The following is a 19,453-nucleotide window of genomic DNA, read 5'->3' as shown; positions in this document are numbered from 1 at the left end:
CGCTACCCCGTCAGCGCATCGCCCGCATCAAGGCCGGACCCGCAAGGTCCGGCCTTGTGCTTTTGGGGCGTACCGCGATCGCCTTGCGGCCCGCCACGTCGCACGTTGCGCCGTCGAACACGAAGCGGAAGCGATATGCCAGCACATGCGCCCCGTCCGGCACCATGAAGTCGAACCGGCACACCAGGTCGGCGCCGGTGCACGTCAGCCGCGCCGGGCCGACGGTGCGCCACGGCAGGCCATCCACTCCCAGCAGCAGCACGGGCCGGCGGTAGCGGCGGCCGGCAGGCGCCGTGGCATGCCCGCCGCGCACCGCCATGCGCAGCAGCACGCTGGCGAACTGGCCGGCCGTCACGCGGCTGGGCGCTGTCTCGTACACGGCCCAGTGCCGCCCGCGCCGGCACCACAGCAGGCAACCCGCGCAGGCGGCAGGTGCGCCGAGCGTCAGCCAACGGGGCCAGCGGCGGCGCGGCGGCGCAGTCATGGCAGCACCGAGATGCGCGGCCGGCGCGGGCGCGACGAGCGCGGCGCCGGTGGCGGCGGCGCGATGCCCGCGTGATCGAGGCGTTCGTCGAGCGCGTCCACGCGGCGCCGCAGGCTGCGCAAGCGCACGAACACGATCAACAGCACCGCCACCAGCGCAGCCACCAATGCCGCGGCGATCCTCGTACCGACACCCAGCAGCAGGTCCATCGCATCCTCGGCCGGCGGTCACCCGCGATAAGGGGTGAGCACGTAATCGGCCAGCTCCGGGCCGGCCGCGTCGGTGCTGTGGTTCCAGCTCGACAGCGCGACGGCCGAAGCCTGCGACGCCGTGTACGCGCTGCCGAGCTGGAAGCCGGCCAGCGAATCGCCCGGCATCACGTGGTTCGGGTACGGCCGCAAGTAGTCCGCGGCGCGCCAGAACACGTAGCTGTTGCCATCCGTCTCGCCGCGCCAGCCGGGCGGCGTGCCCGTGATCGCGACGGGCGCCGACACCATCAGCGCCAGCGCCGACACGTACAGCCCGGAATCGGCCTGCTCGTCGTTATGCAGCGTGTAGCGCCACGTGTTCTGCGCCAGCGCCGTGGCCACGCGGGCATGCAGCGCGGCGGCGGGCGGCGACGGCGCCGGGATCTCGACATAGCGGTTCAGGTGCAGCTTGTAGACAAGATTGGCCGCGCCGTTGCCGCAGCTGTAGCTGGCCGTGATCGACAGCAGGTAGCGCTTGCCCACCACCAGGCCGGCGGACGAGAAGCGCACGGTGAAGCGCGCCGCGCTGCCTGCCTCCACCATGCCCAACACGACGGGAAACGCGGCAGGGCTGATGCGCACGGCGCCACCCAGTTTCACGGCGCGCACCTCGAGGCCGGACAGCGCCGCCTCGCCCACGTTCGCCACGGGCACCAGCAGGTGGATCTGCCCGTCCACATTGTCGATCCCCGGCACGCCCAGCACGGCGCGCGCGGCGGTTGCCAGTCCGGTCATGGTAGCCTCCGTTGCAGCATGGGTTCGCGATCGCCCAGGCGGGACCAGCGCCCCATCCACGCGCCGGGCATCATCAACAGCAGCCCGCATGCGAGCATCAGCACGGACACGGGCTCGGGGACGGGCGCCGGCACGACGCGCAGTGCGACGGGGTCGCTGACGCGGCCCGCGGTGTCGATGGCGAACCACGACACTTCATACACGGCGCCGTCGGCATCGGGTGCGACGCTGAACAGGACCAGCGGCAAGGTCTGCTCGCCGGGCAGCTCGTCCGGTTCCAGCACGAGCGGGGCGACGACGGTGGCGGTGCCGACCGGGATGGCCGGCGCCGCCGCGCGCAGCGGCGGCCACGCCAGCAGCAGCGCCACGCCGATGATGAGTGAGATGTGCACGGTCGCCTCCCCGGATCGGCCGCCCGACGGGACGGCTACGCCTGCAGAGTAGGCAAGTTGCGGACCAAGCGGTAAAACCGCCGCCGAATCAGCGACTTACTGCGCAGTCACAGCCAGCCGCGAGCGTGATGTCAGAAAGGCCGACAGCGCGATTCCCACGGTCAGGCGACGGCTTCCGCCGGTGCCTCGGCCCGGGCCTGCTGGCGCGCCCACATCTGCGCATACAGCCCGCCCGCCGCCAGCAGCGCGTGGTGCGTGCCCCGTTCGACGATGCGGCCGTGGTCGAGCACGAGGATCTGGTGCGCATCCGCCACGGTGGACAGACGGTGCGCGATGACCATCGTCGTGCGGTTCTTTGCGATTTCCTTCAGTTGCGCCTGGATCGCCTGCTCGGCCTTCGAGTCGAGCGCGGACGTGGCCTCGTCGAAGATCAGGATGGCCGGGTTCTTCAGCAAGGTGCGGGCGATCGCGACACGCTGCTTCTCGCCGCCGGACAGCTTCAGCCCCCGTTCGCCGACCATCGTGCGGTAGCCGTCCGGCAGGCTGTCGATGAAGTCGTGGATCGCCGCCGCCTTCGCCGCCGCCACGATCTCGTCGTGGGTGGCGCCCGGCTTGCCGTAGGCGATGTTGTACTCGATCGTGTCGTTGAACAGCACCGTATCCTGCGGCACGATGCCGATCGCATGGCGCAGCGAATCCTGCGTGACGGCGCGCAGGTCCTGGCCGTCGATCGTGATCGCCCCGGCATTCACCTCGTAGAAGCGGTACAGCAGGCGCGAGAGCGTCGACTTGCCGGAGCCGCTATGGCCGACGACGGCCGTCGTCGTGCCGGCGGCGATCGTGAAGTCGACGTCGAACAGGATCTGCCGCTTCGCCTCGTAGCTGAAGTCGACGTGGGCGAAACGCACCTGGGCGCCGTGCGTGACGAGCGGCTTCGCGTCCGCCGCATCGGCCACTTCGCGGTTTTCATCGAGCAGCGAGAACAGGCGCTCCATGTCCGCCAGGCTCTGCTTGATCTCGCGGTAGATCACGCCGAGGAAATTCAGCGGGATGTACAGCTGGATCATGAACGAGTTCACCAGCACGAGGTCACCGAGCGTCATCTTGCCGTCGATGACGCCGACGGTGGCGCGCCACAGGATCAAGGTGACGGCCGTCGCGATGATGGCCGACTGGCCCGTGTTGAGCAGCGACAGCGACGTCTGCGAGCGCACCGCGGCCGTCTCGTAGTGCTTCAGGCCCTCGTCGTAGCGGCGCGCCTCGTATTCCTCGTTGCCGAAATATTTGACAGTCTCGTAGTTCAACAGCGAGTCGATCGCCTTCGTGTTCGCCTTCGAATCGAGCTCGTTCATCGTGCGGCGGAAGTGCGTGCGCCAGTTCGTGACGATCACCGTGAACGTGATGTACAGCACCAGCGCGCAGAACGTGATGACGGAGAACCACACGTCGTAATGCGTGACGAGATAGCCCAGCACCAGCGTGATCTCGACCAGCGTGGGCAGGATGTTGAACAGGGTGTACGAGATCAGCGAGCCGACGCCGCGCGTGCCCCGCTCGATGTCGCGCGTCATGCCGCCCGTCTGCCGATTCAGGTGGAACCGCAGCGACAGCGCGTGCAGGTGACGGAACACCTTCAGCGCGATCGTGCGCACAGCCCGCTGCGTGACGCGGGCGAACAGGAATTCGCGCAGCTCCGTGCAGACGGTCGTCGCGAGCCGCAGCGCGCCATACGCGACCAGCAGGCCGACCGGCAGCACCAGCACGGCGCGCGGGTCGCCCGGCTGGATCGTCATCGCATCGACCAGGTGCTTCATCACGACGGGCACGCCGACGTTGGCCAGCTTCGCGCCCACCAGCGCCAGCAACGCGAACAGCACGCGCCACTTGTAGACCCACAGATAGGGCAGCAATGTTTTCAGAGTGGCAAGATCGCTACGGCCGGCACGGGGTGGCGGCGGAGATTCGGAAGAGTAGGAGGAACGACGCATGACTGGCTGGCCGGCTGGCGTGGTTTACAATCGGGCCCCATTGTAGCTCCCAACGAGATTTGATGATGACCACGCCCCAAGACAAGCCTGTTTCCGCTTCCGCCCAGAACCGCCTGCCGCAAGGCAAGATGCCGGAACTGAGGGTGATGCCTGCCCCGGCGGACGCCAACGTCTACGGTGACGTGTTCGGCGGCTGGATCATGGCCCAGGTCGACATCGCCGGCTCGCTGCCGGCCACGCGCCGCGCCAACGGCCGGGTGGCGACGATCGCCGTCAACTCCTTCCTGTTCAAGCACCCCGTGTTCGTCGGCGACCTGCTGTCGTTCTATGCCGACATCGTCAAGGTCGGCAACACGTCGATCACCGTCAACGTCGAGGTGTATGCGGAACGCAACCGCCTGCAGGCGGACATCGTGAAGGTGACGGAAGCGACGCTGACGTATGTGGCGACGGGACCGGACCGCAAGCCGCGCCCGGTACCGCCGCTGGAAAGCCTGATGCACAAGTAACCAGCATGATTGAAGCGCGCCGGCTGCTGCTGCTGACGGGGGCGCGCGTCGCCACGCTGGCGGCGCTCGGCCCTGCCCTGCCGGCCGCGGCGGCGCCGCGCAACGCGCCGTATCCGTTCACGCTGGGGGTGGCCTCCGGTTCGCCATTGCCCGATGCGGTGGTGCTGTGGACCCGCATCCTGTTCGACCCGCTCGATGCCCGCATCACGCCGCCCGTCGCGTTCAGGGTGCGCTGGGAAGTGGCGGAAGACGAGGCATTCCGGCAGATCGCCGCGCGCGGCACGGCGGTCGCCAACCCGGCGCTGGCGCACAGCGTGCACGTGGACGTGCGCGGCCTGCGTCCGGGGCGCTGGTACTGGTACCGCTTCATGCTGGGCGACGCCGTCAGCCCCATCGCCCGCACCCGCACGGCGCCCGCGCCGGACGCGCTGCCCGGCAACTTGAAGCTGGCAGTGGCGTCGTGCCAGCATTGGGAATTCGGCCATTACGCGGCGCACCGCCACATCGCGCAGGCGGCGCCGGACCTCGTCGCCTTCCTCGGCGACTACATCTACGAATGGGGCCGTTACAGCCTGGACCACCCGGAGCGCGCCGTGCGCCGCGACGAAAGCTACTCGCTGGCGCAGTACCGCACCCGCTACGCGCAGTACAAGACCGACCGCGACCTGCAGGCCGCACACCACGTGGCGCCATGGATCATGACGTGGGACGACCACGAGGTGGCCAACGATTACGGCGGCCTGCGCGACGAGCTGCTGTCGCCCGATTTCGCGGCGCGCCGGGCCGCCGCCTACCAGGCCTATTGCGAGCACCAGCCGCTCCGCTTCACCGCGAACGGCTTTGCCGACGTGCGCATGTACCAGCGCTACGACTGGGGCCGGCTGGCGCGCTTCCACGTGCTGGACAACCGCCAGTACCGCTCGCCGCAAGCGTGCTCCCGGCCGCAGCGGGGCGGCTCGAACTCGGTCTACCGCAACGCCTGCGCGATGCTGGCGGACGGCCGCCGCACGATGCTGGGCGCGCCGCAGGAAGCATGGCTGAAGGAAGGCTTGCGCGCGTCGCGGGCGCGCTGGAACGTGCTGGCGCAGCAGACGTTGATGGCGCAGTCGTCGCAGGTGGAAATCCACCGCGCCAGCGACGGCCGCTTCTGGACCGACGGCTGGGACGGTTATCCGGCCGCCCGCCAGCGCCTGCTCGACGCCGTCCGGGACAGCGGCGCCGCCAATCCGCTCGTGCTCTCGGGCGACGTGCACACCTTCTATGCGGCCGAGCTGCGGCGCGACCCGACCTTGCCGGGCACGCCGCGCAACCCGGTCGTGGCGACGGAATTCTGCGGCACGTCGATCACGTCCAGTTCACGGCCGCAGGAGCGCACCGCGCAATACGTGGCGATGAATCCGCACCTGAAGTACGGCCGCAGCGACCGGCGCGGCTACATGCTGTTCGACATCACGCCACAGCGCAGCACCGTGCTGTTCCAGGGGTTGGATGATGTGCGCGACAAGGCCAGCGGCGTGCGCACGCTGGCCAGGTTTGCGGTGGAGGATGGGAAGGCGGGGATGGTCGCGGTCTGAGCGCCTTGGACAGTCTCCCGCGGGCTAGTGCGCCTGCGCACGGCGTCAAAAAACACGGCATCAGGTCTTTCTGCCGCGCCAGCGTCCCATCGCCAGCATGCCCGCCAGGCCGAGCCCCCACATTGCATAGGCAGCCGGCTCCGGCACTACCGGGACGCCATTGATCCACGTCCGCGTCGCCGATGTCCATTCCCAGCGCAAGTGTTCTTCATCACGCCAGACGTAGTAATTGTCGTCGGTGTAATATTCGCCGCTCTTCACCGCACTGTTGTACTGGAACCTTTCGTCGCTCATATGATACCGGGCGCTGTAGATCGGCAGTGTGCCAGGCTTGTAGCTGAACTGATCCACGCAGGAATAGTACATGCAGCCGCCCCCTTCGGCGTAAATCCGCCCCATCGCGAACCACGTCAATTCGTCCAGTGAATACGTACCGTCCTGGTTGTAATCTTCCGCGCGGAATTCGAGATCGAGTCTGGCTGTGGGCAGGAAGGCGTGGGCGTAAGCATCGTAAAAGCCGACATACTCGACGTGGAAATCTTCCGCGAACGCGCTGGCGATAGACCAGGCGTACGCGACGACTACTGCGGCAATCTTTTTCTTCAGCATGATTTACCCTCCGTGGAGATTGATTTCGCTCATTCATCCAAAGGTTATTCTCAGCTTTACTCTGCCATCTGCGGCAGCACAAGGTTCTTTCACAGCCCACAATAAAAAAAGCCAGCGGCATGCGCGCGCTGGCTTCGGGATTGTTGAACCGGTGATCGCCGGTCAGGCGACTTTCCTTTCGTCGCGCAGCTGGCGCCGCAGGATCTTGCCGACGTTCGTCTTCGGCAGCTCGTCGCGGAACTCGATGTACTTCGGCTTCTTGTACGCGGTCAGTTCATGCTTGCAGAAGTCCAGCAGTTCGTCGGCCGTCAGGTTCGGATCCTTGCGCACGACGAACAGCTTGACGGCCTCGCCGGAGTTCTTGTCCGGCACGCCGATGCACGCGCATTCGAGCACGCCCGGGTGCGCCGCGACGACGCCTTCCACCTCGTTCGGGTAGACGTTGAAGCCCGAGACGATGATCATGTCCTTCTTGCGGTCGACGATCTTCGTGTAGCCCCGTTCGTCCATCACGCCGACGTCGCCCGTCTTGAAGAAGCCGTTCGGCGTCATCGACCTGGCCGTTTCGTCCGGGCGCTGCCAGTAGCCGGCCATCACCTGCGGGCCGCGGATCGCGATCTCGCCGGCCACGCCCAGCGGCACTTCGTTGCCGTCGTCGTCAAGGATGGCGACTTCGGTCGACGGGATCGGCAGGCCGATCGTGCCCGTGAACTCCTTGATGTCGACGCGGTTCGCGGTGGCCACCGGCGACGTCTCGGACAGGCCGTAGCCCTCGATGATCGGCGTGCCCGTGAGTTTCAGCCACTTGTCCGCCACGGCCTGCTGCACGGCCATGCCGCCGCCGTTGCAGACCTTGTAGCTGGAGAAGTCCAGCTTGGCGAAGTCGGGGTTGTTCAACAGCGCGTTGTACAGCGTGTTCACGGCCGGCAGCACCGTCACGCGGTACTTCGCCAGTTCCTTGACGAAGCCGGGAATGTCACGCGGGTTTGGAATCAGGATGTTCAGGCCGCCCAGGCGCATGCCCATGAACGCGGAAATCGTCAGCGAATAGATGTGGTACAGCGGCAGTGCGCAGACGAACACGATCTGTTCCTTCTGCGGGCCCATGTGCAGCCACGCTTCGTTCTGCAGCACGTTGGCGATCACGTTCCGGTGCAGCAGCACGGCGCCCTTCGATACGCCCGTCGTGCCGCCCGTGTACTGCAGGAACGCGATGTCGTCGTGACCGATCTTCACCGGCGTCAGCGTCATGCGCGCGCCTTCGGCCAGCACGCGCTTGAACGGCACGGCCTGCGGCAGCGAGAAAGCCGGCACCATCTTCTTCACGTGACGCACGACGAGGTTGACGATCGCGCCCTTCACGCCGCCCAGCAGGTCGCCCATCGTGGCGACGATCACGTGCTTGACGGGAGTTTCATGCAGCACCTGCTGCACGGTGGTCGCGAAGTTCTCCAGCACGACGATCGCCTCGGCGCCCGAGTCCTTCAGCTGGTGCTCCAGCTCGCGCGGCGTGTACAGCGGATTGACGTTGACGACCGTGTAGCCGGCGCGCAGGATGCCGGCCATCGCGACGGGGTATTGCAGCACGTTCGGCAGCATGATCGCCACGCGGGCACCCGGCTTCAGGCCCTGGCCCTGCAGCCATGCGCCGAACTTGCGGGACATCTGGTCGACCTCGGCATAGGTGAGGAATTTATCCATGCAGACGTACGCGTTCTGGTCGGCGTACTTCCGGAACGAATCCTCCAGCAGATGCGCCACCGAGGTGTACTGCGAGACGTCGATCTCGGCGGGTACGCCTTCGGGGTAGGATTTCAACCAGATTTTTTCCATTCGTTGCCTCTTCTTTCTCGTTCACGCTCCGGCAGGAGCGCGCGGCTTCACGCCGCCTCTTTGTCGCCGGCCTTCACTTCGTCGCGCAGTACGCGGCGCAGGATCTTGCCGACATTGGTTTTCGGGAGTTCGTCGCGGAACTCGATGGTTTTCGGCCGCTTGTAGCCGGTCAGGTTTTCCTTGCAGTAGGCCATCAGCGTGTCGACGGACAGGTTGGGGTCCTTGCGCACGACGTACAGCTTGACGGCCTCGCCGGAATGGGGGTCCGGCACGCCGACGCAGGCGCACTCCAGCACGCCCGGATGCGCGGCGACGACGGCCTCCAGCTCGTTCGGGAACACGTTGAAACCGGAGACGAGGATCATGTCCTTCTTGCGATCGACGATCTTCGTGTAGCCCCGCTCGTCCATCACGCCGATGTCGCCAGTCTTGAAGTAGCCGTCGGGCGTCATCGATTTGGCCGTTTCGTCAGGCCGCTGCCAGTAGCCGGCCATCACCTGCGGGCCGCGCACGGCGATCTCGCCGGCCACGCCCAGCGGCACCTCGTTGCCATCGTCGTCCAGGATGGCGACTTCGGTCGACGGCAGCGGTAGGCCGATCGCGCCGGAGAACGCGGTGCTGTCGGAGCGGTTGCAGGTGGCCACCGGCGCCGTCTCGGACATGCCGTAGCCTTCGATGATCGCCACGCCCGTCGCCTTCAGCCACTTATCGTTGACGGCCTGCTGCACCGCCATGCCGCCGCCGTTGGCGATCTTCAGGTTTGAAAAGTCCAGGTGGTGGAAGTCCGGATGGTTGACGAGCGCGTTGTACAGCGTGTTCACGGCCGGCAGCAGGTTGAACCGGTATTTCGCCAGCTCCTTGATGAAGCCGCCGATGTCGCGCGGGTTCGGGATCAGGATGTTCAGCGCGCCGATGCGCATGCCCCACATCGCGCATACGGTCAGCGCGAAGATGTGGTACAGCGGCAGCGCGCAGACGATCGACAGCTCGTCCACGCGCGGCTCCTTGTCCAGGCCCGGTTGCGACCAGGCTTCCATCTGCAGCACGTTGGCGATGATGTTCCGGTGCGTCAGCGTGGCGCCCTTCGATACGCCGGTGGTGCCGCCGGTGTACTGCAGGAACGCGACGTCGTCGTGCCGCAGCTCCACCGGCGTCAACTTCATGCCGGACGCATGCGACAGCGCATCCTTGAAGCGCACCGCGTTCGGCAGCGAATACGGCGGCACCAGCTTCTTCACGTTGCGCACGACGAAGTTGACGACCATGCCCTTGGCCACGCCCAGCAGCTCGCCCATGCTGGCGACGATGATGTGCTTGACCGGCGTGCGCGGCAGCACCTGCTCGAGCGTGGTGGCGAAGTTTTCCAGGATGATGATCGCTTCGGCGCCCGAATCGGCCAGCTGGTGTTCCAGCTCGCGCGGCGTGTACAGCGGATTGACGTTGACGACCGTATAGCCGGCACGCAGCACGGCGGCGATCGCGATCGGATACTGCAGCACGTTCGGCATCATCAGCGCCACGCGGGCGCCCTTCTTCATGCCGCGGCTTTGCAGCCAGGCGCCGATGCGCTTCGAGTACGCGTCCAGTTCGCCGTAGGTGATGAACTTGTCCATGCACACGAACGCATTGCGGTTCGCGTACTTCTGGAAGGCTTCTTCCAGCAGATGTACCAGGGAACGGTACTGGTTCGGATCGATCTCGGCAGGTACGCCGGGCGGGTACGACTTCAACCAGATTTTATCCATGCTGTGCCTCTTGTCTCCGCGTTTTTATCGTTGGTTTTTGCCTGGCCGGCGGTGGCGGCAGCTGGGCTGGCGCACGGCTGTCAGCGCCGTCCCGGGCCGCCTTCCTAAAAAAACGAACGCTCGTACTATCTGCCAGCTAAGATGCTATCGGCAGGCAGGGCCGTATGCAAGCGCTTTTTGCGGCCGGAAAAAGCCGCAATCGGCCGACGCCGTCTGCGGCAATGCAGCACGGTGGCGCGTCAATGACCGCCGGCGGTGTCGGGCCGTTTTTCCGCGACGAGACTCACGGCAGGCGGCTCCGCAGAGCGTGCGAGCTGCGCCAAGCGTTCCTGCCGCTCGACGGAGGGCAGATTGCTGATGCGCTGCACCGCAGCATAGAAGCGTGGGAAGGTCTTCTCCTGGGCCAGCAATGCCTTGAATCCGGGCAGAAGATCATTATAGGTGGCCACGGCGGCCAGGTGGGCGTTGGTGAGCTTTTCGGCAAAGAAGCGGTCGTAGCCGGAGTAACCGCCCCAGTTCGCTTTCAGCACCTTGTATTCGCTGTGCAGCGACGCGAAGATGCGCGCCTTTTCCTCGCGCTTCTTCTTCACGCTGACCTTGCTCGCATACAGGTCGGAGAGCATCTGGCGGTGCCTGACGAGCAGCGCCATGAAGTCCTTGCGGCGCATGCTGTAGCGCGCGTAGGCCTCGCGCATCGCATCGTTGCCATACAGGTCGAGCCAGCGGTCGACGCCCGCTTCCTCGACGGCCGACGCGAACGCCTCGTTGAAGCGGCTGTCGCCCGGCACGTACACGACCTGGTGGGCCAGCTCGTGGAACACCATGCGCGCCAGTTCGGCGTCGGAATAATTGATGAAGGTGGACAGCAGCGGATCGCTGAACCAGCCCAGCGTGGAATACGCGGGCACGCCGCCGACCTGCACGTCGTCGCCCTCGGCGCGCAGTTCCTCGGCGTAGGCCAGCGCGTCTTCCTTGTCGTAGTAGCCGCGGTAGGCGACACAGCCCGCGATCGGGAAGCACCACTGGATCGGGCGCAGCGACAGCTCGGGCGTCGCGACGACGTTCCACAGCACGAATGGGCGGTTCAGGGAGGCGTAGTTCTTGTAGCTGGCATTGTCCGGCAAGCCCAGTTCCTTGACGGCGAACTTGCGGATCGTGACGGCTTTTTCGAGGCGCGCGCGCAGCTTCGCATCGGTGGCCGGGTCACCCAGCCAATCGTCGATCGGGCGCGAATCGGACCACAGGGAGTACTGGCCCTGCGCCGCCTGGAAGTAATACTTCATCTGCGCGCAGCCGGCCAGCATGGCTGCGCAAGAGAGCCCCGCCACGAGATACCGGGCACGTATTTTTAAACGGGCAATCTTGCGCATGCTTCCTACTCATGAGACACGTTCAACCTGTACGAGTGTATCGTAAAAAGTCGGCGCACGGCCCATGTCGGTCAGCCGCTGGCTGGTGACCTCATTGGCGTTCTTGCCATCGCCGGCAAGCTTCTTCCACCAGATCGACAGGCCCACGACGAGACCTTTGCGGGCCTTGTCCGTCACCCGTGCCTTGGATACGAACGAGCCACGATCGTTGAAGATGCGCACCATATCGCCGTGGTTGACACCACGTGTTGCCGCATCGTCAGGATGGATGTCGAGGTGTGGCTCGCCCTCCGTTCCACGCAGGCTTTGCACATTGACAAAGGTGGAGTTCAGGAAGTTCCGCGCCGGCGGAGATATCATCGCAAGCGGGTATTTTGCTGCGAGATCGGGGGAAGATGCCGCAGATTCGTAGTTCTCGATGTAGGCCGGCAGGGGGTCCAGGCCATCCGCTTCCATGCTGCTCGAAAAAAACTCGCATTTGCCTGAAGGTGTGGGGAATTTGCCATAGGCAAATGGTGCATCCGGCATGTTCAGCTTTTGCCAGCCCTTCTTCTTCAGCGATTCCCAGTCAAAATGTATAGATCTTGCGTCATCTTTTCGGAAGGCCTGTGCCGCCAGCTCGTCGTCGCTCTCCTGGAAGCATGCGTCGTCGAACCCCATGCGGGCAGCCAGCAGGCGGAAGATCTCCGTGTTCGGCTTCGCTTCGCCCATCGGCGCGATCGCCGCGTTATTGGCCATCATGTACAGGTGGCCATAGGCCAGGTGGGCGTCCGTATGTTCCAGCTGCGTCGTTGCGGGGAGCACGATGTCCGCGTAGTCGACCGTGTCGGTCTGGAAGTGTTCCAGCACCACGGTGAACAGGTCTTCGCGCGCGAAGCCTTGCTGCACCTTGGCCGAGTCGGGGGCGACGGCCAGCGGATTGGAGTTGTAGACGATGACGGCGTCGATGCGCGGTCCGAACGACTCCGACGCGGGGCGCAGCAGGTCGTCGCCGATCGTCACCATATTGATCGTGCGGGGCAGCTTTTTCAGCAGGTCCGGACGCTGCAGCGCGGGCTTGTTGGTGGGGAAGGAACCGGATGCCGACAGCTGCACGCCGCCGGCCGCATGCCGCCACGCGCCCACCAGCGCCGGCAGGCAGGCGATATTGCGCACAGCCATGCCGCCGCCGCGCACCCGCTGCACGCCGTAGTTGACGCGGATCGCCACCGGCTCGCCGGCCTGCGCCGTCTGGCCGTACAGGCGCGCCAGGTCCAGCACTTCCTGTTCCGTGATGCCGCAGGTCTGCGCCGTGCGCGCGGGTGTCCATTCGGCCACGCGCTCCTTCAGCTGCGCATAGCCGAGCGTGTACTGGCTGACGTAGTCCTCGTCGATCAGGTTTTCCGCGATCAGCACGTGCATCATGCCCAGTGCCAGCGCGGCGTCCGTGCCCGGCATCAGCGCGATGTGCTGATGGCATTTCTCGGCCGTCAGCGAGCGATAGGGATCGATCGCCACGAGCTTCGCGCCGCGCCGCTTGGCTTCCTGCGCGCGCATCCAGAAATGCAGGTTCGATGCGATCGGGTTGCCGCCCCAGATCAGGATCACCTTGGCGTTCTGGAACTGTTCCAGGTCCGTGCCGATCGAGCCGCCGATCGTGTATTTGTAGCCGGTGGCGCCGGCCATCGCGCAGATCGTGCGGTCCAGCAGCGACGCGCCGATCTTGTTGAAGAAGCGCGAAGACATCGACTCGCCCTGCACGAGGCCCATCGTGCCGCAATAGCTGTAGGGCAGGATCGCTTCGGGCGCCGTCGCGGCCAGGGGCTTCAGCCGTGCGGAGATCGCGTCGAGCGCTTCGTCCCAGCTGATCCGCTCGAACTTCCCTTCTCCCTTGCGGCCGACGCGCCGCATCGGATACAGCAGGCGGTCGGGCGAATAGGTGCGCTCGGCATAGCGCGACACCTTCGTGCACAGCACGCCGGCGGTAGTGGGGTGATCGGGATCGCCCTTGATCTCGGTGGCGACGCCGTCTTCGACGGTGACGAGGATGGCGCAGGTATCGGGGCAATCGTGCGGGCAGGCGGCACGGACCTGGGTGGTACTCATGGGATGGAGGCGTTAGCGATTGAGGGCAAACCACTATCGTAAACGATCTGGGCCGGGCTGGCTCGGGGTGGCCTGGCGGGGGTTACAAAGGCTACAATGACACGTCGCTTACTGGCGCAGCGGGCCCGGGCCCGAAAGGCGGCAACCCGACCGGGGCTTGCCGCGGAACACACTGGAGAGCCAGATGAAACTTGTCGAACCGATCATTTCGTTTCAATCCGAGCTGCAGCAAATCCGGCGCGACCTGCACGCGCACCCGGAACTCAGTTACGAGGAAGTGCGCACGTCCGACGTGGTTGCCGCCAAGCTCACCGAATGGGGCATTCCCGTCGTGCGCGGGCTGGGCGTCACGGGCGTCGTCGGTATCATCAGGAACGGCACGTCGAACCGGGCGATCGGCCTGCGCGCCGACATGGACGCGCTGCCGATGCAGGAGGTGAACACCTTCCCCCATGCTTCCCGCCATCCCGGCAAGATGCACGCGTGCGGCCACGACGGCCATACGGCGATGCTGCTGGGCGCCGCCTACCACCTGGCGCGCCAGCGCGATTTCGACGGCACCGTCTACCTCGTGTTCCAGCCCGCCGAGGAAGGTGGCGCGGGCGCCCGCAAGATGATCGAGGACGGGCTGTTCGAACGCTTCCCGATGGAAGCCATCTACGGCATGCACAACTGGCCCGGCTATGCGGCCGGCACGATGAATGTGTGCACGGGGCCGATGATGGCGTCGTCGAACGAATTCCACGTGACGGTGAAGGGTAAAGGCGCGCACGCGGCGCAGCCGCACAAGGGCATCGACCCGGTGATGGTGGCGGTGCAGATCGCCCAGGCCTGGCAGACGATCATCACCCGCAACAAGAGTCCGCTCGATACCGCCGTGCTGTCGATCACGCAGATCCATGCGGGCAGCGCCACCAATGTCATCCCCGACACGGCGGAGCTGGTGGGCACCGTGCGTACGTTCACGACGCCGGTGCTGGACCTGTTCGAGCGCAGGATGAAGGCACTGGCCGACGGCATTGCCGCGGGCTTCGATGCCGAGGTGGATTTCCAGTTCAAGCGCAACTACCCGCCGCTGGTGAACCACGAGAAGGAAACGCAGTTCGCCGTCGAGGTGATGAAGGCCGTTGTCGGCGCGGACAAGGTGGATGCCAACGTCGAGCCGACGATGGGCGCCGAGGATTTCGCATTCTTCCTGCAGCAAAAGCCGGGCTGCTACATCTTCATCGGCAATGGCGACGGCGACCACCGCACGGGAGGCCACGGCCTCGGCCCCTGCGTGCTGCACAACGGCAGCTACGACTTCAACGACAATCTGCTGCCGGTCGGCGCCAGCTTCTGGGTGCGCCTGGTGGAGACGGCGCTGCCGCTACGGTAAATCAGCCTCCAGCCGGTCGGGCGCGTCGCCGACGCGCTGGCCCGGGTTCAACCGCTCGAGCGCCAGCAGCGCGGCCGAGTGGTCCGCGTGCGGGTAGACGCCGCGGATCGATTCGTAACGCTCCGTCACGAGGCTCGTGACGGGCAGCGCGACGCCGGCCGCCGCCGCGGCGGCGAGAATGTTGTGCATGTCCTTCAACTGCGTCGTGACCTGGCCGCCGGCGACGAAATTTCGCTCGAGCATGCGCTGGCCATGCACGTCCAGGATGCGGCTCTCGGCAAACCCGCCGCGAATGGCGGCGCGCACCGCGGCAGGATCCGCACCGGCCGCCTGGGCCAGCAGCAACGCCTCGGCGACGATGTTCAATGTCCCGCCGACGATCAGCTGGTTGCACAGCTTCGCGACCTGCCCCGCGCCCGCCAGCCCCACGCGGGTGACGCGCCCCATCGCTTCGAACACGGGGCGCGCAGCCTCCACGTCCGCTTCACTGCCTCCCGCCATGATGGCCAGCGTGCCGTCCCGCGCCCCACCGACGCCACCGGAGACGGGTGCGTCGACGAAGCGGGACCCCACTGCCTGCAGCCGCGCGTGGAAGGACTGCGCTTCATCCTGCCGCGTCGAGCTCATGTCGATCCACAGCGCGCCAGGCCGCAACGCCGGCAGCGCCGCATCGAGGACGGCACCGACCACGCTGCCGGATTCCAGCATCGTGATGACGATGTCCGCGTCGCGTACCGCGTCCGCCAGCAGCGGCGCGACGATGGCGCCGGCGCCGGCGAGGGGTTCCGCCTTGCTGACGGTGCGGTTCCATGCGGTGACGGGAAAACCGGCGGCGAGCAGGCGGTGGACCATCGGGTCCCCCATCAGGCCGATACCGAGGAATGCGATTTTCGAGAAGAATGGCACCTTTTTACGCTCCGTTCGAGAAGTATTGTCCGGCTTTCAAGCTTTCGCTAGCCGCCAGCCGAATTTTGCCAGGACCGTTACAATAACCGGATTGCCGTATCGTTACGCATACAGCATGTCACTTGAGAGAATAAACCAATGAAAAAAATGCTCGCGGCCGTAGCCGCACTGATGGCGGCCAATGCCGCATTCGCGGCCGATGGCCAGATGATCGATGGCGTGTACGGCGAATTCGCCACCGGATCGAAAGTCCGCATGGTGCGCCTCGGCGCCACCAAGGACTGGAACCCCAACTGGAGCTGGTTCGACTCCGGCAGCACGCACCTGACGGGTTACTGGGACGCCAGCATCGGCGGCTGGGAACTGCGCCAGACCCGCAACGTTCCAGGCGATAAATCGCACATCGTCGACATCGGCTTCACGCCGGTGCTGCGCTGGGAGAACAAGAACAAGCTGGGCCTGTACGGCGAGATCGGCATCGGCGCCCACGTGCTGTCCCACCACTACGACAACAACGACGACGGCCTGTCGACGGCGTTCCAGTTCGGCGACCATATCGGCGTCGGCTATGTGTTCAACAAGAACTGGGAAGTGGCGCTGAAGATGCAGCACTTCTCGAACGGCGGCATCAAGAAGCCGAACAGCGGCGTCGATTACGGCGTGATCAAGCTGGCGTACCGCTTCTAAGCACGCAACGCAAGAATGAAAATGGCCCGCCGAGTGCGGGCCATTTTTTTTACCGGACAGTGAGCGTGACGCGCACGACCGGGTTCATCCAGCGATACGTGGTCTGGTCGAGCACGCTGTCGCCGCCCGCGGGACCGCCAAGCATGCCCCGGTGGATGTGCACATACCCTTCGGCGACCGCATTGGCAAAGCCGGGCGCGTCGGGATAAATGCCGACGTTGTTCAGGAACGCGGGCAAGCCCATGCCAGGCTGGCCGATCCCCGGAGCCGCCGCCGCCTTCGCTTCGTCGTTCGCTTCCGTTCCCGCATCGTAGGCGTTCAGCGCGTAGGTGTACGTCCCCGGATGCTTCGGAATCTCGATGGCGTTCAGGCCGATGAAGCCGTCGTTTGTCGGCACCAGCATGGCAAATACGGACAGCCGGTCGTTGTTGCGCCCCTTGCCGCGCTGGATGTGGGCCGTGGCCGTGCCGCCCGGTTTCAGCGGGCCATTGGCGGGATTGAGGACGACCGACGACGACGCCGGCAGGCTCTCGGACAGCGGCCCGATGTCGCCGATCTCGGCGACGGACTGCAGCGCGACGGATGCCGGCTGCCCCTCGGTGAACGCCTTGAACCCGGCCGGATGCGCGGCCACGAGGATCGGCGCAAGCCATGTGCCGTGGGTCAGGTTCGTGACGGTGACGGTCAGCGTGCCGCTGCGGCTGTCGACACCGTCCTTGTCCAGGGTGACGTCCTGCGCCAGTACCGGGGCGGCCACGCCGGCGGACAGCAGGCTGGCGATTGCGAGAGAAGAAGTGATGCGCATGATCGCCTCCGCTCAGTGGTTCGTTGCGGCCGGCTGCGCGGGCATTTCCTTGCGCATGTCGTCGTGCGGCATCGCGTCCATCGCCGCGCCATCCTGCATTGCCTGCGGCTTCATTGCCTCGTGCTTCATTGCCTCCTGCTTCATTCCCTCCTGCTTCATCGGCTTCTTCTTCATCGCGTCCTTCCGCTCCATCTTCGGCTCCATCTTCGGCTCCATGGGCATCGGGTCCTTTTTCATCATGTCGTCCGCGTGGGCGGTGACGGCGGCGAGCAGGCAGGCGAGTGCGACGGCGATCGATTTGTTCATGGTGTTCCTCTGTAAGTTAGGCCGGTAGCGGCGGGGGTTGGCTTGCCAACACCCACGTATTCGCTCGCGCGGCCGGAATGGTTACAGAGGAATCGAAAAAAAATTGGCCGGCTTACCAGGCCAACAGCCGGGGACCGGCCAGCGCGCCGATGGCAGTGGGGATCAGGATGCCCAGCGTGTACCAGACCGCCACAAACGTGGGTGCCAGCTCGGGACAATGCAGGCAGTAGAGCAGCGCAGCCAGCGCGCCGGACGTGAACCCGGCGATTGCTCCGGCGAGACGCAGGTGCGTCGGCGCGAAGCGGCGCATGCGGTACAGCGTCGCCACGAAGATCGGCAACGACAGCAGCGCGATCAGGAAAGGACAGGTGCGCCACGTGCGGCCCCAGAACTGCGCCGCCCGGCCGGCCGTGTCCGCATCGGCCAGCGTTGCGATGACGCCGCCGGCCATCAACAGCGCTGGCAGCGTCAACAGCCACGGCAGCGTATGGAAGCGTGCAGCTGGAATCGAAGCGATGCGCGCGCCGTTGAAACCGATGAGGGCAAGAGCGCCCACGAATGCGCACTTCAGCCAGAACAACCCGTTCGCGGCCAGCTCGCCCAGGTTAGGGCGGACACCCAGCACGGCCACGACAAACAGCACGCTGAGCCCGACACCGGCCGCAAGCGGCAGTGCGAGGGCAAGTGGCGCTGGACGACGAATCGCGGTGTCCTTGGCAAGCGTGGCAATCAGATCGTCGGTATTCATCGCAGGTTCCGTAATTTGCCGGCAAGCGCCTTCAGGCCGCGATGGACGGCGACCTTGACGCTGGCTTCGGAGATGCTGAGCGCGGCCGCGGTCTCACGTACCGACCAGCCGTCGAGCTTCGTGTGCATGATCGCCGAGCGCTGTTGCTCGGACAACAGGGCCAGGGCGTTGTCCAGCTCGCGGCGGGCTTCCGCGGCTTCCATATCGGACGGTGCAAACAATTCGTGCTCCTCATCGAGCGGCACATTGAACGCATCCTGCCGCGCATGCCGGCGCAGCCAGTCTATCAGCTTGTAGCGGGTGATCGCATACACCCACGATGTGAGCGGCGCCGACACGTCGTAGGTATGCCGCTGGTGATGGATCGCCAGCAGCGCTTCCTGCACCAGGTCTTCGACCTCGTCCGGCCAGCGCCCCATCCGGCGGCGCAGGAAAGCCCGCAGGTGGGGCGCCACCGCACGCAGAAAACCCTGGTATGCGGCCTGATTGCCAGCCATCCCTTCCAGCATCAACACCTTCAGCTGCCGTTCGGTGGCTTGCAACGCTTCTTGGACAGGGATGGGTGGCACGTGGATGAGGGGGAAATGGGATCCGTACAATGATAGCGGATGTGCAATTCCCCGACCGGGGTCAGCCCCCATTTTGCAGTAACTTTTGACGCGGAAATGAAAAAAGCCCGCTACGATCACGTAGCGGGCTCTCTTCGGTATAACAGCCTGACGATAACCTACTTTCACACTGGTTGCAGCACTATCATCGGCGCAAAGTCGTTTCACGGTCCTGTTCGGGATGGGAAGGGGTGGGACCGACTTGCTATGGTCATCAGGCATGACTTGTACGTAGTGTCGTTCCCTGTTGGGCAACGTGACTGCTCAATCCGGAAGAAGTAAAGTTGGGTACTCATCAGGGTTAATTGCGCTATAACCGTCAAGGTTATAGGGACAAGCCGTACGGGCAATTAGTATCAGTTAGCTTAATGCATTACTGCACTTCCACACCTGACCTATCAACGTCCTGGTCTCGAACGACCCTTCAAGGAGCTCAAGGCTCC

Annotated in this window: 19 protein-coding genes and 2 rRNA genes; 4 read left to right on the top strand and 17 right to left on the bottom strand. The window is 65.4% G+C overall.

Annotated features, from left to right (window positions below):
- Positions 1–10: 10 nt before the first annotated feature.
- The 5 genes from IP92_RS27630 to IP92_RS27610 form a co-directional block, all read right to left on the bottom strand.
- Entirely contained in the window at positions 11–484 is a 474-nt protein-coding gene (locus IP92_RS27630; RefSeq protein WP_145881465.1) for a hypothetical protein, read from the bottom strand.
- Complete coding sequence (locus tag IP92_RS27625; protein ID WP_145881463.1) at positions 481–693, bottom strand: hypothetical protein; 213 nt, start codon at positions 691–693, stop codon at positions 481–483. Before IP92_RS27625 ends, IP92_RS27630 begins: the two co-directional genes overlap by 4 nt.
- An 18-nt stretch (positions 694–711) precedes the next feature.
- Positions 712–1,467 (bottom strand): hypothetical protein, encoded by a 756-nt coding sequence (locus IP92_RS27620; protein WP_145881461.1) that lies wholly within the window; start codon positions 1,465–1,467, stop codon positions 712–714.
- On the bottom strand, positions 1,464–1,859 hold the full coding sequence (locus IP92_RS27615; RefSeq protein WP_145881458.1) for a hypothetical protein: 396 nt from the start codon (positions 1,857–1,859) through the stop codon (positions 1,464–1,466). The genes IP92_RS27620 and IP92_RS27615 overlap by 4 nt, the downstream gene beginning before the upstream one ends.
- Positions 1,860–2,020: 161 nt before the next feature.
- Positions 2,021–3,847 carry an ABCB family ABC transporter ATP-binding protein/permease gene (locus IP92_RS27610; RefSeq protein ID WP_145881456.1) on the bottom strand — a complete coding sequence of 609 codons (1,827 nt, stop codon included), beginning with the start codon at positions 3,845–3,847 and terminating at the stop codon, positions 2,021–2,023.
- 65 nt (positions 3,848–3,912) lie between these two features.
- Between IP92_RS27610 and IP92_RS27605 the strand changes: the two genes are divergently transcribed.
- Together IP92_RS27605 and IP92_RS27600 are read left to right on the top strand one after the other, a co-directional pair.
- Complete coding sequence (locus tag IP92_RS27605; protein ID WP_145881593.1) at positions 3,913–4,356, top strand: acyl-CoA thioesterase; 444 nt, start codon at positions 3,913–3,915, stop codon at positions 4,354–4,356.
- 5 nt (positions 4,357–4,361) lie between these two features.
- Positions 4,362–5,930 carry an alkaline phosphatase D family protein gene (locus IP92_RS27600; protein ID WP_145881453.1) on the top strand — a complete coding sequence of 523 codons (1,569 nt, stop codon included), beginning with the start codon at positions 4,362–4,364 and terminating at the stop codon, positions 5,928–5,930.
- A 60-nt stretch (positions 5,931–5,990) separates the two neighbouring features.
- Here the strand turns inward: IP92_RS27600 and IP92_RS27595 are convergent, their stop codons facing one another.
- From IP92_RS27595 to IP92_RS27575, 5 genes are all read right to left on the bottom strand, one after another.
- A complete protein-coding gene (locus IP92_RS27595) occupies positions 5,991–6,539 on the bottom strand; it encodes a PEP-CTERM sorting domain-containing protein (RefSeq protein WP_145881451.1) in 549 nt (182 codons plus the stop codon).
- Between the two features lie 162 nt (positions 6,540–6,701).
- Positions 6,702–8,372, bottom strand: a complete 1,671-nt coding sequence (locus IP92_RS27590) for a long-chain fatty acid--CoA ligase (protein WP_145881449.1) — start codon at positions 8,370–8,372, stop codon at positions 6,702–6,704.
- A gap of 47 nt (positions 8,373–8,419) precedes the next feature.
- Positions 8,420–10,117 (bottom strand): long-chain fatty acid--CoA ligase, encoded by a 1,698-nt coding sequence (locus IP92_RS27585; RefSeq protein ID WP_145881447.1) that lies wholly within the window; start codon positions 10,115–10,117, stop codon positions 8,420–8,422.
- Between the two features lie 239 nt (positions 10,118–10,356).
- Positions 10,357–11,487, bottom strand: coding sequence for an aminopeptidase (locus IP92_RS27580; protein WP_145881445.1), 1,131 nt, complete (start codon positions 11,485–11,487; stop codon positions 10,357–10,359).
- A gap of 9 nt (positions 11,488–11,496) precedes the next feature.
- Positions 11,497–13,572 carry a molybdopterin-containing oxidoreductase family protein gene (locus IP92_RS27575; protein ID WP_145881443.1) on the bottom strand — a complete coding sequence of 692 codons (2,076 nt, stop codon included), beginning with the start codon at positions 13,570–13,572 and terminating at the stop codon, positions 11,497–11,499.
- A 184-nt stretch (positions 13,573–13,756) separates the two neighbouring features.
- Between IP92_RS27575 and IP92_RS27570 the strand changes: the two genes are divergently transcribed.
- On the top strand, positions 13,757–14,950 hold the full coding sequence (locus tag IP92_RS27570; RefSeq protein WP_145881441.1) for a M20 aminoacylase family protein: 1,194 nt from the start codon (positions 13,757–13,759) through the stop codon (positions 14,948–14,950).
- Here the strand turns inward: IP92_RS27570 and IP92_RS27565 are convergent.
- Complete coding sequence (locus IP92_RS27565; RefSeq protein ID WP_260071892.1) at positions 14,942–15,856, bottom strand: NAD(P)-dependent oxidoreductase; 915 nt, start codon at positions 15,854–15,856, stop codon at positions 14,942–14,944. The genes IP92_RS27570 and IP92_RS27565 overlap by 9 nt on opposite strands.
- Before the next feature lie 138 nt (positions 15,857–15,994).
- Here IP92_RS27565 and IP92_RS27560 point away from each other — a divergent pair, with 138 nt between their 5' ends.
- Positions 15,995–16,543, top strand: a complete 549-nt coding sequence (locus tag IP92_RS27560; protein WP_229419006.1) for an acyloxyacyl hydrolase — start codon at positions 15,995–15,997, stop codon at positions 16,541–16,543.
- Between the two features lie 49 nt (positions 16,544–16,592).
- Here the strand turns inward: IP92_RS27560 and IP92_RS27555 are convergent, their stop codons facing one another.
- The 6 genes from IP92_RS27555 to IP92_RS27530 form a co-directional block, all read right to left on the bottom strand.
- Positions 16,593–17,348 carry a spondin domain-containing protein gene (locus tag IP92_RS27555; protein WP_145881439.1) on the bottom strand — a complete coding sequence of 252 codons (756 nt, stop codon included), beginning with the start codon at positions 17,346–17,348 and terminating at the stop codon, positions 16,593–16,595.
- Positions 17,349–17,360: 12 nt separating this feature from the next.
- Positions 17,361–17,654: a hypothetical protein gene (locus IP92_RS27550; protein ID WP_199271947.1), complete on the bottom strand. Its 294-nt coding sequence runs from the start codon at positions 17,652–17,654 to the stop codon at positions 17,361–17,363.
- Positions 17,655–17,766: 112 nt separating this feature from the next.
- A complete protein-coding gene (locus IP92_RS27545) occupies positions 17,767–18,402 on the bottom strand; it encodes an NrsF family protein (protein ID WP_145881436.1) in 636 nt (211 codons plus the stop codon).
- Entirely contained in the window at positions 18,399–18,944 is a 546-nt protein-coding gene (locus IP92_RS27540) for a sigma-70 family RNA polymerase sigma factor (RefSeq protein WP_229419005.1), read from the bottom strand. The genes IP92_RS27545 and IP92_RS27540 overlap by 4 nt, the downstream gene beginning before the upstream one ends.
- A 172-nt stretch (positions 18,945–19,116) precedes the next feature.
- Positions 19,117–19,229 (bottom strand): 5S ribosomal RNA (gene rrf / locus IP92_RS27535).
- A gap of 110 nt (positions 19,230–19,339) precedes the next feature.
- A 23S ribosomal RNA gene (locus IP92_RS27530) occupies positions 19,340–19,453 on the bottom strand; the annotation flags it as partial.

It is taken from the genome of Pseudoduganella flava, assembly GCF_007830495.1.
GTDB lineage: Bacteria > Pseudomonadota > Gammaproteobacteria > Burkholderiales > Burkholderiaceae_D > Rugamonas > Rugamonas flava.
Note: the sequence above shows the minus strand (reverse complement) of the source record. Positions and strands in the feature narration are given on the sequence as shown.

Bases quoted from the DNA above. Each gene is read 5' to 3' on its own strand.
- IP92_RS27600 (WP_145881453.1), top strand. From the start codon at position 4,362: ATGATTGAAGCGCGCCGGCTGCTGCTGCTGACGGGGGCGCGCGTCGCC.
- IP92_RS27610 (WP_145881456.1), bottom strand. From the start codon at position 3,847: ATGCGTCGTTCCTCCTACTCTTCCGAATCTCCGCCGCCACCCCGTGCC.
- IP92_RS27550 (WP_199271947.1), bottom strand. From the start codon at position 17,654: ATGAACAAATCGATCGCCGTCGCACTCGCCTGCCTGCTCGCCGCCGTC.
- IP92_RS27625 (WP_145881463.1), bottom strand. From the start codon at position 693: ATGGACCTGCTGCTGGGTGTCGGTACGAGGATCGCCGCGGCATTGGTG.
- IP92_RS27590 (WP_145881449.1), bottom strand. From the start codon at position 8,372: ATGGAAAAAATCTGGTTGAAATCCTACCCCGAAGGCGTACCCGCCGAG.
- IP92_RS27570 (WP_145881441.1), top strand. From the start codon at position 13,757: ATGAAACTTGTCGAACCGATCATTTCGTTTCAATCCGAGCTGCAGCAA.
- IP92_RS27605 (WP_145881593.1), top strand. From the start codon at position 3,913: ATGACCACGCCCCAAGACAAGCCTGTTTCCGCTTCCGCCCAGAACCGC.
- IP92_RS27595 (WP_145881451.1), bottom strand. From the start codon at position 6,539: ATGCTGAAGAAAAAGATTGCCGCAGTAGTCGTCGCGTACGCCTGGTCT.
- IP92_RS27630 (WP_145881465.1), bottom strand. From the start codon at position 484: ATGACTGCGCCGCCGCGCCGCCGCTGGCCCCGTTGGCTGACGCTCGGC.
- IP92_RS27575 (WP_145881443.1), bottom strand. From the start codon at position 13,572: ATGAGTACCACCCAGGTCCGTGCCGCCTGCCCGCACGATTGCCCCGAT.
- IP92_RS27620 (WP_145881461.1), bottom strand. From the start codon at position 1,467: ATGACCGGACTGGCAACCGCCGCGCGCGCCGTGCTGGGCGTGCCGGGG.
- IP92_RS27585 (WP_145881447.1), bottom strand. From the start codon at position 10,117: ATGGATAAAATCTGGTTGAAGTCGTACCCGCCCGGCGTACCTGCCGAG.
- IP92_RS27580 (WP_145881445.1), bottom strand. From the start codon at position 11,487: ATGCGCAAGATTGCCCGTTTAAAAATACGTGCCCGGTATCTCGTGGCG.
- IP92_RS27545 (WP_145881436.1), bottom strand. From the start codon at position 18,402: ATGAATACCGACGATCTGATTGCCACGCTTGCCAAGGACACCGCGATT.
- IP92_RS27560 (WP_229419006.1), top strand. From the start codon at position 15,995: ATGAAAAAAATGCTCGCGGCCGTAGCCGCACTGATGGCGGCCAATGCC.
- IP92_RS27555 (WP_145881439.1), bottom strand. From the start codon at position 17,348: ATGCGCATCACTTCTTCTCTCGCAATCGCCAGCCTGCTGTCCGCCGGC.